A 17,839-nucleotide genomic window follows, 5' to 3' on the forward strand; every position below is an offset into this window, starting at 1 on the left:
GAAATTAAGCCTGCAAGGAGGTTACGCAGACGAATGTTTAGGGTACACTCAAACCTTGAAGTTCAATTTATAATAATAAAGCGCATATTCATTACTATGGAATGGAACCTAGCCACCCTTACATTGTTATCGATTCCCCTGGTTAGTGCCATCGTGGGGTGGGTGACTAATTTTCTTGCGGTCAAAATGATGTTTTATCCCATCGAGTTTTTTGGCATAAAGCCCTTTTTCGGATGGCAAGGACTTATTCCTGCGAAACGCAGGGAAATGGCAGAAATCGAAGTCGAGTTGGTATTAGGTAAGCTTCTTAGCGTCGAAGAGCTAGCCGAAAGGCTTGATCCAGATGAATTAACCAACGCGATCCAGCGGCGTTTAACGCAAGTCTTGCGTAAAATCGTGAATGAAGTCATGCGTGAATCAGCGCCACACCTATGGGCTGGTCTGCCAGTGCAGGGAAAGAACCTTGTTTATGCACGAATAGAGGCCGATATTCCCAATGTAGTGCACAAAATGGTCAATGATTTTCAATATAACATTAACGAAATATTGAATATTAAAGAGCTCGTAGTCGAGCAATTGGTTAACGAGCCGGAATTAATCAACGAAATTTTCTTAAAATCTGGCGAAAAAGAATTCCCGTTTATCGTAAAGTCTGGTTTTTATTTCGGTTTCCTATTCGGTTTACCAACCATGCTTCTTTGGCACTTTTATCAGGCGTGGTGGATACTTCCGCTTGGTGGTCTGTTGGTTGGGTATGCGACCAATTGGATTGCAATTAAAATCATTTTTGAGCCAAAGCAGCCCATCAATCTCGGCCCGTTTAAAATTCAAGGTATGTTTTTGAAACGGCAAAACGAAGTTGCGCGGGTGTACTCCGATATAATCGAAGAGAAGCTTATTAACTCGAAGAATATAACCAACATGATCCTGCATGGGTCTGGTTCGGCACAATTGTTAGAGCTGATTGAGTTACATGTGAATGACGCCATTGAACGTTATGTTGCGCTCGCTCAGCCGTATTTTGCCCTTGGTGTCGGCTCTGATAAGTACTTTGCCATGAAAGAGTTAGCGGTTAAGCAAATATTCACGAATTCAGATAAATACCTCATGTACGCCTACGATTACGCCAACAATGCTCTGCAGGTGGGCAACGATCTTTGTGCGCGTATGCAACAATTAAGTCCGGAGGAATTTGAAGGCGTATTAAGACCTGCCTACCAGGCCGATGAGTGGAAGTTGATCGTAACAGGGGCTATTCTGGGAGGATTGGCAGGATTTGCACAATTGTATTTTGTGTTTGGCTAAGGCTACCTTATGAAAACGGCAGAGCGGATTTTAGCAACTTCATTAGAGCTTTTTAATCAGGAAGGCGAGGCCAGTGTCACTAGTGTGGATATCGCTAACGAGCTCGACATCAGTCCCGGCAACCTGTATTACCATTTTAAGGGTAAGGAAATCATCGTTGATGCTCTTTTCGAACTGCATGTTGAGCAAATGGAAAAGCTGTTAAACGTGCAAAATACCGGCGAGCTAACACTCGAAGAGCAGTTTTATTATATCTATATTCTGCTCGAAAAAATTCACCTTTATCGCTTTTTATACCGTTCTCCAATGGACTTGATGGAAAAGTATCCAGACGTAGAAAAAGGCATGCAACGTTTGGTTAAGTTGATTGAGGCTAGGTTAGAAGCGATGTTTGCGCATGCCATACAAAATCAATATATCCGTATAGACACAAGCGAACTTAAGCCCTTAGTTGAGGTGTGCAGTTTGGTTATGATCCAGTCATGTCAGTATTTTCAGATGAAAAAGCGTTTGGATGATGACACGCAAATTTATGATACGCTGAATTTACTCTTAACGCTGTTGATCCCCAGAATGCAAGTCCCGGTGGACAATCTAACCCATTTGCAGCAAAGCATCGCGGTGCACGCGTTTACGCGCGGTGATGAATAAGGTGACGTAATGAAAAAGCCAGAAAAAGCCAAAACCCTGACCTTTTTAGATAAAACCTTTTGGATCACCGAATCTGTTGATAATCCTAAGCATGTGGCCAGTCTACAGCTACTGAAAAAGCCACAAGATAGCAATGGTTCGGATTACGTTGATGCGCTGTATCAAGAAGTTTTGCAATATGACAAAGCCTCCAATCCGTTCAATTGTCGGGTGAAAAGTATTCTTGGCTTTCCGGTAAAGTTGCAGCCGGTAAAACGCTTAGATATGCATTATCACGTTCAGATACATGTGATTGAAGATATGCATGATCGGCAAGCACTAGATGATTATATCGCCAAAATGCATGAGGTTTTATTAGACCGTGACAAGCCACTTTGGCAATTTCATTTTATCCATGACGGCAAAAGCGACACCTATGGAATTTACGTAAAAGTTCATCATATGTACGGCGATGGCGCTACCCTAGTGCGTTGGTTTCAAGAGGGGTACCATACCGAAAAAACCGATGAGAGCTTCGTGCCGGTATGGGCGGTGCGACGCAAGCGTTCTAGTCGACCAAGGGTTAAATTGTGGCGTAAAGTCGTGCGCCAAGTTTGGAGCTTTTTGATCGGTCTTAAAGATTTACTGATTATTTTTATTCGTTTGTTTTTTAAAATTATCTGGATCAACCGACACTACATGCCTGTGCCGTTTAGCGGTACCCGTACGGTATTGACGGGACAAGTTAAATCGGGGCGTGCGGTTGCAACCATGGATATCGATTTTGAACGCGTTCGACAGGTAGGTAAAAAAACGCGCGCCTCGGCAAATGAGATCTTGTTGTGTGTATTTGATATTGGTATTCATCGATTTCTTCAAGACTATGGGCATACCTTCGAAAAAGCGCTGTTTACTAATATGCCAATTAATCTGCGTAAACCCGGCGAGCAAACCTCCGGCAATAAGATTGCCATTGTGCCGGTGGAGCTAGCGCACGGGAAAACCGACCCGTATGTGCGTTTACGTCAAATAATTGCCAATCACCGCATCGTGAAGCAGGCGGCGCAGCATGCTAGCCCTGGTGCGTTTAGTTATTACACTGTTGTGATCCAGTCATTTGCCTTGATTTTTGAAGTTTTACGCCTCTCCAATGTAACTCGCCCCATCGCTAACTTGCTGGTTTCCAATGTGCCAGGCCCGGCCGAGAAGCGTTACTTAAAAGACAGCGAACTCTTGGCTAATTATCCGGTTTCCACCATGACACCAGGTGGTGGTGTAAACATCACACTGATGACGTATAACGGTGTAGCCAACATCGGCATGGTCTGCTGCAACAAAAACATAAAGTCGCTGCAGCCGTTGGCTGACTACTGTTCTGAGGCATTCGATCTGCTTGAAAAAAGCATAGATGATCCAACAGTGAATATTGAAGATATGGGCGAACACTTTCCAGAGATGCCGGTATCTATCGTCACTGAAACGCTGGATACACAAGATAACAAAAAAGCCGTAGGTCAATAAAAACAGTCCCACGGCTTTTGGTTATAGAACCGTTACTTGTTGTCTTGGAGATGTTTTTCTAAGAAAGGGATAACTAGTTCATAGAATTTTCGCACCTCGCCGGTGTTCCTAAAGCTATGACCAGTACCGTTCAAAATATGCTTTTGGTGTTGGATCCCATAAAGCTCAAGCATTCGACTCATCCGCCACGAATGCTCTACGTCAACAACTAAGTCCTTAGTACCATGAATTAACATTAATGGTCGCTTAACCTGTTTCGCATTAAACACAGGTGAATACCTCATTAATTCAGTTTGCTGGAGCACAGGGTCACCGATGATTTCTTTTAATCGTTGGGTCAGACCTTCATTATTTTGGACTGAACTCGTATTGAACAAAAGCGGTAAGTCCATCACGCCTGCAAACGATATCGCGCAGTTAAATTTTTCCGGCGAGCGAATGATACTCATAACTGCCGAATAACCGCCGTAACTCGCACCAAACAGGCAACTACGGTCAGGATCAAGTTGTGGGAAACGTTGCAAGGCATCCGCTATCGCTTTTGCTATATCATCTTCAATGGCACGCCCCCATTGCTGCATACCTTGTTCCTCGAAAGCTTTTCCATAGCCGCCGGAACCACGATAATTCACACGTAATACCGCATATCCTTGACGCACCAACCATTCAACGTCGCCGTTTAAATAACTAGTATCATACACACCAATAGGACCACCATGCGGCATAATAATAAGCGGAATCGAGTCTCCTTCGCCATTCAGCTCAGTGGGAAGAGATAGAAATGACTCTATTGTTGCTTCGCCTTCAGTTGCAGTTTTAAAACTTTCTGTATTCGCCAGAGATACGCCATTTAGCCATGGATACATATCTTCAACATCTGAGCATGTGTTGCCTTGATTGACGCAATGAATAAGCGTACCGGGCTTTGTGTTGCCATGTTGAACCAACAGCATTGAGCTACCGTCTTCGCTGCTATTGAGCACGGTATGATCAACCTTCGGATATTGTGTTGCTATGTTGTTATAGACGTCTTCGATTGTGTTATTAAGGAAATGATAGTTCAGTTGACCCTGTTTAAGATAAGTTACAGCAAGCGGTGTTGAACGACTCGCATCCATGATAATCCCTTTAACGTCTCTGTCTGGATGCTCAAACAAGACTTCTTTTATCGTAGCTGAGGATAAATCAAAAACTACAGCAGCATGCGTATCGCGTTGATAATTGGTTACTGCCCAAAGGGTTTGTTTATCTTCGCTGATACCATAAATACTGATTTCTGTATCCTTATCACCTCTCCATATGCTGCTCATGCGCAGCGACTTTTCGCTTGTTCGTGACCATAGAAGTGGGTGACCATCTTCATAACTGACACCAACCCTAAGCTGGCTATCTTGGTCAGTCACCCATTCAATGATTTCGCCACTGTTGTAGTTGTATTTTTTGCGCTTTTTGAATAAATAAGGTTTCTTCGTGAACAATGTGACTTTGTGCACATCGGAAAAAACCTTGTCATCATCAAAGCGAATTTGAGCGAATAACAACGCGTCTGGTTGATGAGGTAAGCGGTCGACAATATAGCCGGGGTTATCGATAAAGTCCTGACGTTGAATGCTTATTTCACCGTCAGCGATTAACAAGTCAAAAAATACCGACATGATTTTGCCATTAGATTTATTCCGTACCTGAATAGCTAGAACATTGTCGCTTAACCAAACCAGTCGATGCACTCGATAGCGTGAATTTACTCCATATACATCACGGTAAGGTGTTGTTGGGTTACCAACGAATACGTCACCCAATTTCTCAAAAGCGACCATATTGCCGCTTGGACTTAGAGCCACTTCTTCTACTACGGGGCGCTTGAAGAAGTCTTCCACAGTGAGTTCGGTTGCTGAATCTGCATATACCGGTTGGCTAATTACTAAAATGAGTAAAAACAATAATTGCTTCATTCCGTAACTTCCTTATTTAGACGTTCTTGAGCATAAAACTGTAAAAATGGATCTTGGGGAGCCAATGAGTTATGCCATTCGTAGCGTTCCATAAGATAGGGATAACGTGTTTCCAGCATTTGTACCAGAATAGCTGATCGGTCATACAAATCGCCCCGTGCACCTTTACCTTTGGTTTCAAAGATAAAAACACCGGTAAAATTTAGTTTTTGTGGCATAACTGAAAATTCAAATTCATTTTCAGTAAAGTCGAAAAAACTGTAGCTCGTTGAACCCGATATGTTGATATTACTGTCTTGCAAGGCAAATCCGTTGAATCCGAGCTCTACTCGATCCCAACGATAAGTACCTTGTTGCAGTTTTCGAATCTCAAAATGCTCAGCGAAGGCCAAAGGACCAATTTTGAAAGAGTTTAATAGCCCATCACCGACAATTGTTATTTTAGGCGCGACGCCATAGGAATACGCCGAGATAATGGCGAGACCTTCAGAACTGTCAAGTTGCTCAAGTTCTATGCGACTACTGATCCCTTCTTTCAGATGCTCAAGTAATTGCTGATACCGTTCTACACGTTGTTCAAGTTGAATTTCTAATTTTTCTTCCGCACCGCAGTAACGTTCAGCATTTTCATCAGTTGCTATGCCATTCACCATGTCATAAATGTCGTGGGTAAAGCGTTGATAGTGCTTAGGGTAGTCATAATAGTCTTGCCAGATAGTGGCAATCATAGCAAAGCTCACATTAGGATCTTGTCGGATAGTTAGGTAGCGCTCCTCTAGTTCCGCTAGATCTAAGTGAAATTTTTCATTGAGTGAATCAATCTCACTTTTATATTCTGCGGCCAGTTCAACGGCAAAATCCACACATGAGTCAGCGAGTGTAGGTAGTGGCAAACACGACAATAGTGTTATTAGGTAAATAGGTTTCATGTAATACTTCTTGTTAGTTGCTTGAACAAAACAAGAAATAATATTGACGGGCTTAATAAGCGTCTGCAGTAAACATTCCTTGTTCGCAGCGGATTATTCAAGTTTTGACTGTTTGATGCAAGTCTCTTTTGCTGCATCGCTTTCATGCTTAACCCAAATGAACGTAAGGTACATTTTGGTAGGCAGCGACATTGCCATGCCAACGGCAACACAAACGGCACTGATAATAATACCTGTCACTCCCATAGCTTCTATAGTTTCACTGAAGTTATGGAAGTAGATCCCCAGCAAAATTAATCCAATACCACAAAGCATGATGATTTTTAGCAGGCGGAGTATGCGCGTATCAGTCATAAGAAAACCCTTGCAGACTATGATTACAGACTAACACTTCGTTTTAATTTGTAGATTGATCCGGATCAGACTCTTTGCCACAAAAATCTGATCCGGAAGATGTTTAGAAGGAATAGACTAGGTTAGCCGAGAGATTTCGGCCGGGTGCGGTAAAACGTGCAAGGTTGTCATCAATAGCACGTCCGCGGACTTCCGATGCATTCCAATACTCTTTATCCGTTAGGTTAAACAGTCCCAGATTCAATTTTAAACGGCTGGATACTGCATAGTTCGCGATAAGATCTAGCGTAGTATAACTGGGAGATTGAAAGAGTGCAGTTTCCGCAGAACCGGTGTCTAGATTTTCACTTTCTCCCGTATACGTGGCAATAAGGCTTAGGTTCCAAGGAGCGTCAGGTGCTCCGTATTGCAAGCCTACAACAGTTTGATTAGGAAGCACAGAATCTAGTGCTAACCCAGTGCTTTTGTCTTCGCTCTGCTGCACACTAGTCGAGATGCGTACCTGCCATTGTTTTAACTCTGGAAAAGTCGCACCTAGGTACCAATTGACTTGCAGATCTATCCCTTCAATGATGACTTTATCAATATTGATAGCCTGAAACTCCAGCAAATTTGTTGCTGGATTAAAACCAACCACTGAAAGTGATTCGATAAAGTTGTCGTAGTCGTTGCGGTAGGCGCTTACATTAACGTCAATGTGTGAGTTGGAATACCGGATACCAATTTCGTGACTGTCCACCGACTCAGGTTTTAAATTGGCGTTAGGCAGTGAGGTGTAGCCGCCGGCAAAACTGGTAAAGCCAATATTTACATCATCCATCGGTGGGATACGAAAGCCTTGGGCAAACTGCCACCACACATTCAAGTCAGCAGTGAGGTTATATACGCTACCAAATTTAGCCGACCACTGTTGCTCGCTATAATCGGTAATCGTGACATTTGGATTTGCAGCGTTAAAAACGGGATCATCCTGTGGGGTAAGCTCAAACCTGTCGAACCGTAATCCAGGGCTCAACATCAAGCTGCCATCAAACAGTGTAATTTCGTCTTGTACGAAAAAGGCAACTTCGCGCAGCGTAGAAAGTGGAAAATCACGTGCAGGGAAATACTCAAATTCAGGTAATTGAAGACCAGTTTCAGCTTGAATAGATTGGCCGCGACGAACGCTTTCTGACTCGGTTTCCTCCCACTGGACGCCATAGATAAGATAATGTTCACCAACGCCTGAAAATTGTTGTTCGAACTGCAATTGAGCGCCCATGACCTGCTGTTCAAATAAACTCGAACGCTGACGTTCATAGGCCAAACTATTCGGCGTTAAGCTGCGCCTTGTTTGTTGTGTGTCTTGCTTTGTTTCTGAGCGTTGAATATAGGCTAAGCCGGTCACTTTAGGCCAGTCGCTAAGTCCGCTCGGCAAGTATTGGTACTGCATAGATAAGCGGCCCCGTTGACGTTCATCGTCACCAATACTATTCAGGATAGTGACGCCACGAACTACGGCTCCATAGTCAGACAGCAGATCAGACTCTGTCACACTGTTAAACCATTCGGCTGTGAGTTGTAACTGGTTCTTGGCGTTGGGCGAATAAATCATCTTCGCGAAAACATTTTCGCTGGAAATATCCAGTGGGTCAGCGGACTTCCTTACGGGGCCGGTTGCCGCATCAGAGTAGTACGTTTGTGTTTCATGTCCTTGGCGTACTCCAGCGTTGATTAACCATTGCCAATTGCTGTACGTGCTTGCAAGCTGAAAATTCGCAGCTAAGTCGTCGTTAGCGCTGCGACCGGTTAGTTTTAAGCGACCAGCAAGTTCACCATCCTGGCTAACTAAACTAGCGGGTTGCTTGCTAGTAAACGCTACGACACCGCCTATGGCGTCACTGCCATACAGGGTTGATGCAGGTCCGCGAATTATCTCAACAGATTCAAGCATATCCACGTCGATAAAATCCCGTCGGGCTGATAGGGCAGGACCGAAGCTAAATTCATCAGCCAATGGAATGCCGTCCATTAAGATCAAAACGCGATCGCCGTTAATACCCCGAATGTTAAAGCTGGATAAGCCAAAGCGGCCGCCACCCTCAACACTAACACCTGGTTCATAGCGCAAGATGTCTCGAATATCGCCAGCAGCGAGACGTTCCATAGTTAGATGATCCAATTGCGTTACGTTTGCAGCAATTTCGTTTATTTCCCGCAAGCTTTTGGTTGCGCTTATCGTGATCACCTCGATGCCACTGTCAGGGATAAAAATCTCTGAGGCTTCCGTTTGGGCATTAGAAGTAACGGGTGCCAGTACACTCGTTGCGAGGATTGAAAGGGCGAGGGGATTGTTTTTTGACACAGGCTTTTCCTTTATTGAGTAAATTCTTTTTGCAAATGCTAATGAGAATGATTACTATTTGCAACAAATGAATTCAATCGTAAGGGAATTAATGTTTATGTCACGCCTTTTGCTCTCAGTTGCTTTGGCCCTAATTTTCATGTCAACCGCAGTATTTGACATGTCGGCGCAAGAGGATGCGCGCGTTGTCACCGCTGGTGGCAGCGTGACGGAGATATTGCATGCCTTAGGTGCTGGTAAATCCCTAGTCGCAGTCGACACGAGTAGTACATATCCGGCGGCGGTTAATCAATTGCCCAAGGTTGGTTACTACCGCCAGTTACCCATTGAGGGAATTGTCGCATTGCGACCGGATTTAGTGATAGGTGTCGACGGAGTTGGCCCGACAAGAGTCCTACAACAATTACGTTCACTTGGGATCCAGGTGGAACAGATTCAGGTTGAAAAGTCTGTAGCGGGTTTATTGTCGATGATCCGGCAAACGGCTGAACTCGTCGATAAGCAGTCTGCGGGTGAAGCGCTGGTTTACCAGGTGCAGTCAGAATTTGCTGAAATCGCCACTTTATCTGAGCAAGGAGGGCGAGCTGCTTTTCTGATGAATATTAATGAGCGCGGTATGCTTGTGGCTGGCCAAAATACAGTTCCCGACCTCATATACACGCTGGCAGGTACGCAGAATGTGTTTGCTGACGTTACTGGATTTAAACCGCTTTCCAGTGAAGCTTTTCTGCAGAGGATGCCGGATTGGTTGATGATACCAGAGCATCAACGCCAAGGGATGCAGGCTGAACAATTCTGCGCAATGCCTGCATTAAAGCGTTGGGCGCAGCACTCTGGGTGCCGAATTGTGTTTGTCGACCCATTGCTATTCTTAGGTTTAACGCCACGCTTGCCGGACGCAGTTCGTCAAGTTATGGCAATGTAGCGGGCGCAACATCATGCAAGCAAGCGTTCCCTCATCAACGGATATTATTGGTCAGCACCAGCGCATGAAATTGCGAGATGGACGCTATTTGTTGCTTGGGTTTATCGCTATTGCACCCTTGGCAATCCTTTGGGCTCTTTCCTCAGGTGCTTACCACATTGGGCTCTGGGAGCTAATCAGTACGCAAGGTGATACCGCCTTTGAGCTCGCTATTTTGCTCGATATCCGCCTGCCTAGAGTGCTTATGACAGTGAGCACTGGAGCGGGTTTAGCGGTATGCGGATTAACCTTACAAGCACTAACGCGCAACCCGCTGGCAGACCCTGGTTTGTTGGGCGTGTCGGCATGCGCGGCTCTATTTGCTGGTATCTCCATGCTAATCAGTAGTCGCCTGTTCGCTGAGTTTGGTGCACCAATGCTGTTTACTCCCGCCATGGCTTTTGCTGGTGCGGCGGTCGCAATGTTAGCACTGATAGCGATTTCCAGACGTAATCGAGGGAGTGGCAATTTATTACTTATCCTCGCTGGCGTTGCTGTTAACGCAGCTGCAATGACTTGCTTGGGGTTGGTAACTTTTATTGCCGATGATCAAACATTGCGGCAAATCACTTTCTGGAGTATGGGAAGCTATGCCGGCTCCTCTTGGCCAATGGTATGGCTTACCTCGATTACAGTTGTGTTTTGTCTTGTGTACCTTTTCAAGCAAAGATACGCATTAATGCAGTTGAGCTGTGGTGAGCAACAGGCACGTTGTCAAGGCGTTAACGTAGCCTTGCTGAAACGCAAAACCTTGCTAGTCTGCGCAGCCATAATCGCTGTTTGCGTCAGTTTTACCGGAATAGTCGGCTTTGTTGGTTTGGTCGTTCCACATATCTGCCGACTGCTCTTAGGTGGCCATCTAGGCAGACTGATGCCGGTTGTTGCAATCGTCGGTGGTCTCTTAGTGACTATCGCCGACACGTTGGCTCGAACACTCATTGTCCCTGCAGAATTACCCGTTGGTTTGCTCACCTCAACACTCGGTGTGCCGTTTTTCATCTACTTGATTTGGCATCAACAAAGCAGAGGCCAACATGTTTAATTTAAAGCAAGTATCGCTGGTAAAGAAACAGCGAACGCTACTCCAAATTGACTCATTGACGTTTGCCAGTGGTGCACTCACTGCGGTTATCGGTGCCAACGGTGCCGGGAAATCCACTTTAATGCGCGCGCTGCTGGATCCTGACTCACTCAGCAGCGGCTCAGTGTCTCTCGCAGAGCGACCTCTGAACTCATTTAGCTTGGTCGAACTAAGTCATCGACGCGCGTATGTTGAACAAACGGCACGTCCTACGTTTAGTCTGGAGGTGATCGAGTACCTACGCTTGGCGCGCAGTCAGTTTACCGAAAGCAGTAAGCAGCGTGACAGGTGTATTGCAGATGTTATTGGTAGGCTAAATATGAGCCGTTTATTAGTGCGCGATATCACCACGCTGTCGGGCGGTGAATTTCAACTAGTTGAATATGCCAGAGCACTTATCCAGTTAACCCAAGGGGCAGATTATGAGCACTGTACTTTACTTCTGGATGAACCCTGCAGTGCACTCGATATTCGCCAAAGTCAAATTTTGTACAGCCATTTACGTGAGTTTATTGAGCTTGGTGGTAGTGCAATTTTAGTCGAACATAACATTAACGAAGCGGCGCGGATCAGCGACTTTGTGCTGTTTCTTTCGGGGGGCAGAGTTTTCGCGCACGGCCCAACAAAAACGGTTTTTACCACACCCAATATCAATACGTGTTTTGCAACAGAAGGCACAGTTATAAGTCATGCAGTGCAGGGCGGGCAAGACACACGTTTAATTTATCAATCACTTATCAATTAAGAGAGTTAATCAATGGAAAATACGCAAAAACAACATCACATCCATGCTGCGCGGCTTTTGCTAAGACGTATACATTCAGGAGTACTTGCAACTCAGAGCTTATCGATCAAAGGATTTCCCTTTGGTTCAGTTACTCCATTTTTACTCACGGACGAGGGTGATATAGTAATTTATGCATCTGATATCGCTCAACACTCTCGCAATATGCAAGCGGATCCGCACGTCAGCTTGTGTGTATGTGACAACACTACTACTGACAGTCAAGCCAGTGCGCGCGTCACCGTGTTGGCCACAGCTAGCGCTGATTCTGTTGATGAAGCCTTAAAACAACGCTATTTCCGTTTGTTTCCACAAGCTAGGCAATATGTTGAAGCCCATGACTTTCGATTCTATCGTTTAACCACGCAACGGGTACGTTACATTGGTGGCTTTGGACAAATTTATTGGTTCAACGTGGCCGAATGGCAAGAAAATTTTGCTGCTATGGGAGACAGCGAAACTAATGTTATTGAGCATATGCAGCAAGATCATGAAGATGCGTTGCAAGTTATCTTACAAGAGCATTATGGTTACGATACCCCAGTCGATAAGGTTACAATGTTGACTCTTTTTGCGGAAGGATTTCACGTGCAGCATAACGACAGCATCGTGTTTATTCCCTTCCATCAACCATTAAATACTGTAGCCAAAGTGCGTGAAGCCATGGTGGTACTAACGCATCACGCTAGGGAAGTGTTAAAGCGCAGCGCCTGATCAAAAATAGAAACGCAGTTCTCGGCCCTCCACTACGACTGTTTTGCCTTTGCGAGAAAAAAGGTTTTGACGCCATTCAGCAGGGTCTAAGGTAAAATTGAGATCGGCCGCAGTAACCGCATTCACGATGTGCTCTTCAATCTGGGGCTTGTGATAGTCGAGAATGCGTTGCTTGCTGCCGCCGATATACAAATTGAGGTAACCAATTGCAGTTGTCGAAGATCCTGCTGTTAGCACGCTTAACGCTGATTTTACCGGACTGGAAAACAGGCTGCTTAACTGCACGGGAGATAAACTATCTATGATTTTCGTTGTGTCTTTCAGGAGTGAATACTCGTCGTGCACGAGTGCCATATCATCGACTTGAATAGTGTCGATGCTTAAGGTTTTGGTGGTGCAGTCGTAATCTGGAAGCGCGGAAACAACCACGATTAAGTGGGCACGATAAATGGGGTTGCCAAGTACGCGCACTTCCATCCCACAGAGGAGTTGCAACTGCAAACGATTGGTTGACTCAGGCATGCTTAACTCACCTTCCAACAGACTCAGTGTGGCTTTGCCAATGGGAACTGGAATAGGTATTTGCTGAGGGAAGTAGGGCGCTAGTAAGTCATTTAACTCCTGTTCAGTAAACTGGTCATATTTCAGCTTACCTAACTTAACTAAAACTAATGCTGCGGCAACTTTTAGACGGTCTGAAAATGATAATGGGTGCCAAGGAATATGCATGCACAATAAGTGAAGAGGTGTCTTGCCCTAAATAATGAAGCGCTCATTCTGAGAGTCAAGCCGAAAATTGAAAACCACCGCGAGTAGAGCAGTGGTTTTAGTACGAGTAAACATCAATAAATCAGTGCTTTTGCTTATCCAGCTTCTTGTTTACTTTAGCCAGTAGCATTTGAATTTCCGCGCGCCGCGATTCATCCGCTAGCGGGCGTTCTAATCGTGCTGGAGCTTCAAGTGCGTGCTCAAGGTGTTCCTTTGCCGCAGTATATTGGCGTTCGTCAAACAAGAACTCTCCGTAGAAATAATTGGGGTCGATGCCGTCGGGATTTAGTGCGATGGCTTTTTCTAAATAGACCTTTGCATCATCATCATCTCCGAATCCTAATGGCCAGCCCGGTACTTTATGGTATAGCGTGCCAAGGCTAGTATACGCTGATCCTTGCAGCACCGTTTGATCAATAGCTAGAGATTGCTCAAGAGACTTTTTCGCCTCTTTGGCCAATGATAGAGCGCCAATACCGCCTTTGGCACCGGCATAACTACTTTGAATTATGCCCAACCAGACTAATGGCTCAGCTCGATCAGGGTATTGCTCAGCAAGCGATTTTGCAGCGTTGACCAATTCTTCGAAGCCTGTTTTCTGCGTATTGCCTGACAAGTTGTAATTTACGATAGCCCACTGCTTTTGCAATGTAAGTAACTGTTCATCAAAGCCATCATGGTTGGCTGCGTTCGCTACGCTTGCGAGTAAACTAAAGCTGAAAATAAGAGTGAAAATGGATTTGGAATACATGATATTAACCTCGTTTCAAAGCGTTTGTTATTAAGCGTGCAGATAGCGCTTAATGGTTGCTAATTTACTGTCAATGGCATTGTCAACAATGTTGGGTAACACGCCATTAATGCGCACAAAGAGCTTTTCCGGCCAACCGACAACACTTTCTCGCCGTTTACTTCGGAGCAACTGAATTAATGCTGCCGCGACGGTTTCGGTAGCGTCTACGGTGTTTCCCAGCGCAGTATTCATAGCATTAACGTTGGCTGAATTGATGTCAGTCTTGGTTGCACGCGGGGCAAAATAAATAAACTTGTAACGACTATCGCTGTATTCTCTGGCCAGAGCCTCGGTGAATCCACGTAGCCCAAACTTGCTCGCACAATAAGTGCTAAAGCCTGGATAGCCGATATACCCAAATGCGGAGCCGACGTTGACAATAATTGTCTCGGTTGCGGCAGGGGACCGCTGCTGGGAATGATGTAAAAAAGCTTGTGTAAAAAGAATAGGAGCAACTAAGTTAGTGTTCAGTTGCGCTGCAATGGATTCTGCGCTTTGTTTTTCAAAAGCGCTAAATTCGGATACGCCAGCCGCATTTACCAGCAGGTCAATATCACCGTCTGCGAATGTTTTTTCGAGCACCGCTTCACACTCCTGAGCGGACCTTAAATCGCCGGTCATTACTGTAGTTCGATTACTCATGCTTGCCTGCACAGCCGTCAGTTTTTGCTGATTGCGACCTTGCAGTATGATTGTGTAACCCATAGCATCCAACGCGCGCGCAATTGCACTACCAATCCCGCCAGATGCGCCCGTAACTAAACAACGTTTAATAGATTCAGTCATTGCGTCAAGCCGCCTGCTGTTGACTTGCCGAGACCGGCAATGTGCGAAAAATATCGGCATATAAGCGATAGAATTTTTTCGCACTATTAACAATAAGATCTTGCTCTTCCGGACCGTCAATTTGGTTCATCAAGTTGATAAAAAACTTCACATGTTCCTGATCAAGAGCACCATGGGAGCGTAAATAACTAAATGCTGACTTTGGTAGTCCAAGGGTTTTCTGAATATTGTCAGCCGCATTGTCGGCCATCGCAATACTCGTTCCTTCAAGCACGTGAACCATGCCAAAAAAAGCGAGAGGGTTAACGCGATTGACCTGATCATAAGCAAAGGACACCATTAATTCCGTCGCAAAGGCGGGGTGGCTGTGACGTACGGTTTCTTTGTCTGCTCCGCACGCCGCGATATCATTTAGGATCCATTCTTGGTGACCAATTTCCTCTTCGATATACTCAGCAACTGCTTCACGTAACCATTCTTGTTCGTCAGATAAGCGGGTTCCAACAGCCATCAATAACGGTACTGTATGCTTAACATGATGGAATGCTTGGGTGAGGAACGCGATATAGTCTGTGCTAACGATATCGCCCTTAAAGCACCGGGCAATTATTGGCGAGGAAAGCAGATACTCTCGCTCTGTGGTCGTTTCAGTTTGTAAACGGTCAAATAATTTCATAAGGCTTGCTCCACAGTTGAGGTGCTTGCATACACCCGTTGAATTTGTTGCTTAAAGTGCTGATAAATGGCAGCTCTGCGAGGGCGCATATTTTGCGTATACAATCCTTCTTCAGGCTGCATCGGGTTGAATTGAATTATGGGATGATAGACTCTGGCATAGTCTGGTAAGCCTTGATTCACCATCGCTATCACTTGGTCGATATGAGCAGCGCTGAGGTCGCGACGTGCAGGTACCAAGATCGCTGTGCAAAATGGCATCGCATCACCCACTACAACCGCTTGAAAAAATAAACCTGTGGCGAGGATCTCTGCTTCAACCCATTCCGGGGATATATTTCGCCCCAAGGAATTGATTAAGGTATTCTTGCGCCGACCGATGATTGCTAATTGGTTACCTTTTAATTGCGCCACATCGCCCGTATGGACCTCATGTTGATGCCAACTATCGGGTTGTTCTAGATAACCTAGAAAAGTATTGCCCGATACCACCAACTCGCTGTTTTCAAGTCGCGCACTTAAATGCGGGAGAATTTGTCCAACACTGGACACGTCATCGTCGGGTGCGCACAAGCTCACCACAGACGCACATTCGGATAAACCATAACCCTGTACCACTGGGATGCCGATTGCTCGCGCCCGCTGAATGAGTGTTGGCGCTACACGGCTGCCGCCTACAGCGACAAATTGAAGAGTCTTCGGCGGTTGCCAACCATGTCCTGCTGCGCGCACAAGCACCTGCAAAAGTTCTGGTACTAGGATTAAGGTATTGGGTTGGTTTGTTTCAATGCACTCAAGCAAATTCTTGGGGTTAGTTAGCGTGCTGCCAGAAAATCCTCGCTCCTCTTGAGACGCTAGTATAAGGCTACCACCGGCGAGCAGTGGTGCATAAACCCCCGCAACGTTTTCTAACAGCACCGGTAAGGGTAAAAGGCACAAATGTTGCGGTTGATTGATGCCGATAAATTCAGCCAACGAACGGGCTACGGTATGTTGTTGCTCTGCACTTAAACACACTCCTTTAGGCGTGCCAGTGCTGCCCGATGTGTAGGTTACCTTGGACGTTAGCGGGGGGACTAAAAGATTTGCTTGCGGCTGTAGGCGGGTGACATTCAATGCCGTGTAATCACAGTGTTCACGGGCAATTCCGCTATCCTCTTGGGAGCTAAAAAGAAACTCTGCTGCAACGGAGGTGATAATCGCCTGGCTTTGTTGGTGGGTAAAGAAGACCGGGATCGGTGTACAAACCACCTGAGCTTTTTGACAGGCAAGATCAGTTACAACCCATTCAACTGAATTGTCGGCAAGTAAAGCGATAGAGCGAACATTGCTGGCAACTAACCATTCTGCCAGCGCATTGACACGATTGCTCAGTTGGATATAGGTCAACGTGGTCGTTGAATCTTGCAACGCTATTTTTGCACCATTACGCTCAAGCCGGGCGAAGAAAGAATTCATGCGATATCCCCCGCTTGCAAAGCGCACACCGTGTGAGCAATTTTGTCAGTAAGCAGTTCAAACATCTTGCGGTAGCGCGCTGAACTGTTTATCACCTGCATGACATTGCGCAGTGACACCGCGACTACCTTCGGTTCAGTCTGATAATAACTGCCCCAGTTTGCGGCGCGCTGTTGCAATTTGCTTGGATCTGCACTGGCTAATTCATGAGTGATAATTCCCGCACGTTGAATTAATGATTGTACATGTGACGTTGCTGAGAATGTCATCGCGGCAAATCCATTAGTAAACAATGCAACGGCAGTGATTAGAAATAGCGGTAAGGTAAACTTGTTAGAATTACTGTAGAGATGAGCAATTTCTGCAATTCCTGCTCGTCGAACCGGAATGTATTGATTGACCATTGTTTCAATGGGCGCTGCTAAATATTGTTCTAAAAATAAACGCTCATGAGCGGAACGAATGCCCAACGCAGCCTTAAATGCGCCATTGTTGATGGCGAGGATCCATGGCGTAGATACTTTGATAGAAGCATTGTAAGCATGCTGAAAGCCCGTCTCGATGAAGTGTTCTGCCGCTTCTCGACCTTTATCACCGATTCCGTAAGTGGATATATCAAATTGATATTTCTGCCCTGACCATGATTTGTCACTGGATGGCTTGATAGGGGCACTGTTGGGCTGGCTGTAAAGTGAATGCATTTTGACTACCTCGCATAAATTTCAGAGGTAGATTAGATTGCCAACCTTATGGAAAACTTAAGACTTGAAGTATTTTCAAT

Annotated in this window: 17 protein-coding genes; 7 read left to right on the top strand and 10 right to left on the bottom strand. The window is 45.4% G+C overall.

The window, feature by feature from the left end; all coding sequences use genetic code 11:
* Positions 1-96 precede the first annotated feature (96 nt).
* The 3 genes from CSH92_RS06420 to CSH92_RS06430 are packed head-to-tail and all read left to right on the top strand — an operon-like array spanning position 97 to position 3,456.
* Positions 97-1,305: a DUF445 domain-containing protein gene (locus CSH92_RS06420; RefSeq protein ID WP_100656811.1), complete on the top strand. Its 1,209-nt coding sequence runs from the start codon at positions 97-99 to the stop codon at positions 1,303-1,305.
* A gap of 9 nt (positions 1,306-1,314) precedes the next feature.
* Positions 1,315-1,956 carry a TetR/AcrR family transcriptional regulator gene (locus CSH92_RS06425; protein WP_100656812.1) on the top strand — a complete coding sequence of 214 codons (642 nt, stop codon included), beginning with the start codon at positions 1,315-1,317 and terminating at the stop codon, positions 1,954-1,956.
* Positions 1,957-1,965: 9 nt separating this feature from the next.
* Complete coding sequence (locus CSH92_RS06430; protein ID WP_100656813.1) at positions 1,966-3,456, top strand: wax ester/triacylglycerol synthase domain-containing protein; 1,491 nt, start codon at positions 1,966-1,968, stop codon at positions 3,454-3,456.
* Between the two features lie 32 nt (positions 3,457-3,488).
* Here CSH92_RS06430 and CSH92_RS06435 read toward each other — a convergent pair whose 3' ends face one another.
* The 4 genes from CSH92_RS06435 to CSH92_RS06450 all read right to left on the bottom strand — a co-directional run bounded on the left by CSH92_RS06435 (position 3,489) and on the right by CSH92_RS06450 (position 9,035).
* Complete coding sequence (locus tag CSH92_RS06435; protein ID WP_100656814.1) at positions 3,489-5,408, bottom strand: alpha/beta hydrolase family protein; 1,920 nt, start codon at positions 5,406-5,408, stop codon at positions 3,489-3,491.
* Positions 5,405-6,337 carry a hypothetical protein gene (locus CSH92_RS06440; RefSeq protein WP_124916932.1) on the bottom strand — a complete coding sequence of 311 codons (933 nt, stop codon included), beginning with the start codon at positions 6,335-6,337 and terminating at the stop codon, positions 5,405-5,407. Before CSH92_RS06440 ends, CSH92_RS06435 begins: the two co-directional genes overlap by 4 nt.
* A gap of 93 nt (positions 6,338-6,430) precedes the next feature.
* Complete coding sequence (locus tag CSH92_RS06445; RefSeq protein ID WP_100656816.1) at positions 6,431-6,691, bottom strand: hypothetical protein; 261 nt, start codon at positions 6,689-6,691, stop codon at positions 6,431-6,433.
* Between the two features lie 103 nt (positions 6,692-6,794).
* Positions 6,795-9,035 (bottom strand): TonB-dependent hemoglobin/transferrin/lactoferrin family receptor, encoded by a 2,241-nt coding sequence (locus CSH92_RS06450; protein ID WP_100656817.1) that lies wholly within the window; start codon positions 9,033-9,035, stop codon positions 6,795-6,797.
* A gap of 97 nt (positions 9,036-9,132) precedes the next feature.
* Here CSH92_RS06450 and CSH92_RS06455 point away from each other — a divergent pair, with 97 nt between their 5' ends.
* Genes CSH92_RS06455 through CSH92_RS06470 form a run of 4 tightly spaced genes read left to right on the top strand, consistent with a single transcriptional unit; the run spans position 9,133 to position 12,578 of the window.
* The gene (locus tag CSH92_RS06455; RefSeq protein WP_164084670.1) at positions 9,133-9,960 is read left to right on the top strand and encodes a heme/hemin ABC transporter substrate-binding protein; all 828 of its coding nucleotides are present in this window, start codon (positions 9,133-9,135) and stop codon (positions 9,958-9,960) included.
* A gap of 13 nt (positions 9,961-9,973) precedes the next feature.
* Positions 9,974-11,041 carry a FecCD family ABC transporter permease gene (locus CSH92_RS06460; RefSeq protein WP_100656819.1) on the top strand — a complete coding sequence of 356 codons (1,068 nt, stop codon included), beginning with the start codon at positions 9,974-9,976 and terminating at the stop codon, positions 11,039-11,041.
* Positions 11,034-11,825, top strand: coding sequence for an ATP-binding cassette domain-containing protein (locus CSH92_RS06465; protein ID WP_100656820.1), 792 nt, complete (start codon positions 11,034-11,036; stop codon positions 11,823-11,825). Before CSH92_RS06460 ends, CSH92_RS06465 begins: the two co-directional genes overlap by 8 nt.
* Before the next feature lie 12 nt (positions 11,826-11,837).
* Entirely contained in the window at positions 11,838-12,578 is a 741-nt protein-coding gene (locus tag CSH92_RS06470) for a HugZ family pyridoxamine 5'-phosphate oxidase (protein ID WP_100656821.1), read from the top strand.
* Here CSH92_RS06470 and CSH92_RS06475 read toward each other — a convergent pair whose 3' ends face one another.
* The 6 genes from CSH92_RS06475 to CSH92_RS06500 form a co-directional block, all read right to left on the bottom strand.
* Positions 12,579-13,307 (bottom strand): DUF1439 domain-containing protein, encoded by a 729-nt coding sequence (locus CSH92_RS06475; protein WP_100656822.1) that lies wholly within the window; start codon positions 13,305-13,307, stop codon positions 12,579-12,581. It abuts the gene before it with no gap.
* A 121-nt stretch (positions 13,308-13,428) separates the two neighbouring features.
* Complete coding sequence (locus tag CSH92_RS06480; RefSeq protein ID WP_100656823.1) at positions 13,429-14,097, bottom strand: tetratricopeptide repeat protein; 669 nt, start codon at positions 14,095-14,097, stop codon at positions 13,429-13,431.
* A 30-nt stretch (positions 14,098-14,127) separates the two neighbouring features.
* Complete coding sequence (locus tag CSH92_RS06485) at positions 14,128-14,925, bottom strand: SDR family oxidoreductase (protein WP_164084671.1); 798 nt, start codon at positions 14,923-14,925, stop codon at positions 14,128-14,130.
* A gap of 4 nt (positions 14,926-14,929) precedes the next feature.
* Positions 14,930-15,601: an iron-containing redox enzyme family protein gene (locus CSH92_RS06490; protein WP_100656825.1), complete on the bottom strand. Its 672-nt coding sequence runs from the start codon at positions 15,599-15,601 to the stop codon at positions 14,930-14,932.
* Positions 15,598-17,058 (bottom strand): AMP-binding protein, encoded by a 1,461-nt coding sequence (locus CSH92_RS06495; protein ID WP_100656826.1) that lies wholly within the window; start codon positions 17,056-17,058, stop codon positions 15,598-15,600. The genes CSH92_RS06490 and CSH92_RS06495 overlap by 4 nt, the downstream gene beginning before the upstream one ends.
* Positions 17,055-17,759 carry a thermostable hemolysin gene (locus tag CSH92_RS06500; protein WP_100656827.1) on the bottom strand — a complete coding sequence of 235 codons (705 nt, stop codon included), beginning with the start codon at positions 17,757-17,759 and terminating at the stop codon, positions 17,055-17,057. Before CSH92_RS06500 ends, CSH92_RS06495 begins: the two co-directional genes overlap by 4 nt.
* Between the last annotated feature and the right edge of the window lie 80 nt (positions 17,760-17,839).

Source organism: Neoalteromonas flava (assembly GCF_002807685.1).
Lineage (GTDB): Bacteria > Pseudomonadota > Gammaproteobacteria > Enterobacterales > Alteromonadaceae > Alteromonas_E > Alteromonas_E flava.

Excerpts from the sequence above, each read along its gene's own strand:
- CSH92_RS06420 (WP_100656811.1), top strand. The coding sequence starts at position 97 with ATGGAATGGAACCTAGCCACCCTTACATTGTTATCGATTCCCCTGGTT.
- CSH92_RS06425 (WP_100656812.1), top strand. The coding sequence starts at position 1,315 with ATGAAAACGGCAGAGCGGATTTTAGCAACTTCATTAGAGCTTTTTAAT.
- CSH92_RS06430 (WP_100656813.1), top strand. The coding sequence starts at position 1,966 with ATGAAAAAGCCAGAAAAAGCCAAAACCCTGACCTTTTTAGATAAAACC.
- CSH92_RS06435 (WP_100656814.1), bottom strand. The coding sequence starts at position 5,408 with ATGAAGCAATTATTGTTTTTACTCATTTTAGTAATTAGCCAACCGGTA.
- CSH92_RS06440 (WP_124916932.1), bottom strand. The coding sequence starts at position 6,337 with ATGAAACCTATTTACCTAATAACACTATTGTCGTGTTTGCCACTACCT.
- CSH92_RS06445 (WP_100656816.1), bottom strand. The coding sequence starts at position 6,691 with ATGACTGATACGCGCATACTCCGCCTGCTAAAAATCATCATGCTTTGT.
- CSH92_RS06455 (WP_164084670.1), top strand. The coding sequence starts at position 9,133 with ATGTCACGCCTTTTGCTCTCAGTTGCTTTGGCCCTAATTTTCATGTCA.
- CSH92_RS06460 (WP_100656819.1), top strand. The coding sequence starts at position 9,974 with ATGCAAGCAAGCGTTCCCTCATCAACGGATATTATTGGTCAGCACCAG.
- CSH92_RS06465 (WP_100656820.1), top strand. The coding sequence starts at position 11,034 with ATGTTTAATTTAAAGCAAGTATCGCTGGTAAAGAAACAGCGAACGCTA.
- CSH92_RS06470 (WP_100656821.1), top strand. The coding sequence starts at position 11,838 with ATGGAAAATACGCAAAAACAACATCACATCCATGCTGCGCGGCTTTTG.
- CSH92_RS06475 (WP_100656822.1), bottom strand. The coding sequence starts at position 13,307 with ATGCATATTCCTTGGCACCCATTATCATTTTCAGACCGTCTAAAAGTT.
- CSH92_RS06480 (WP_100656823.1), bottom strand. The coding sequence starts at position 14,097 with ATGTATTCCAAATCCATTTTCACTCTTATTTTCAGCTTTAGTTTACTC.
- CSH92_RS06485 (WP_164084671.1), bottom strand. The coding sequence starts at position 14,925 with ATGACTGAATCTATTAAACGTTGTTTAGTTACGGGCGCATCTGGCGGG.
- CSH92_RS06490 (WP_100656825.1), bottom strand. The coding sequence starts at position 15,601 with ATGAAATTATTTGACCGTTTACAAACTGAAACGACCACAGAGCGAGAG.
- CSH92_RS06495 (WP_100656826.1), bottom strand. The coding sequence starts at position 17,058 with ATGAATTCTTTCTTCGCCCGGCTTGAGCGTAATGGTGCAAAAATAGCG.
- CSH92_RS06500 (WP_100656827.1), bottom strand. The coding sequence starts at position 17,759 with ATGCATTCACTTTACAGCCAGCCCAACAGTGCCCCTATCAAGCCATCC.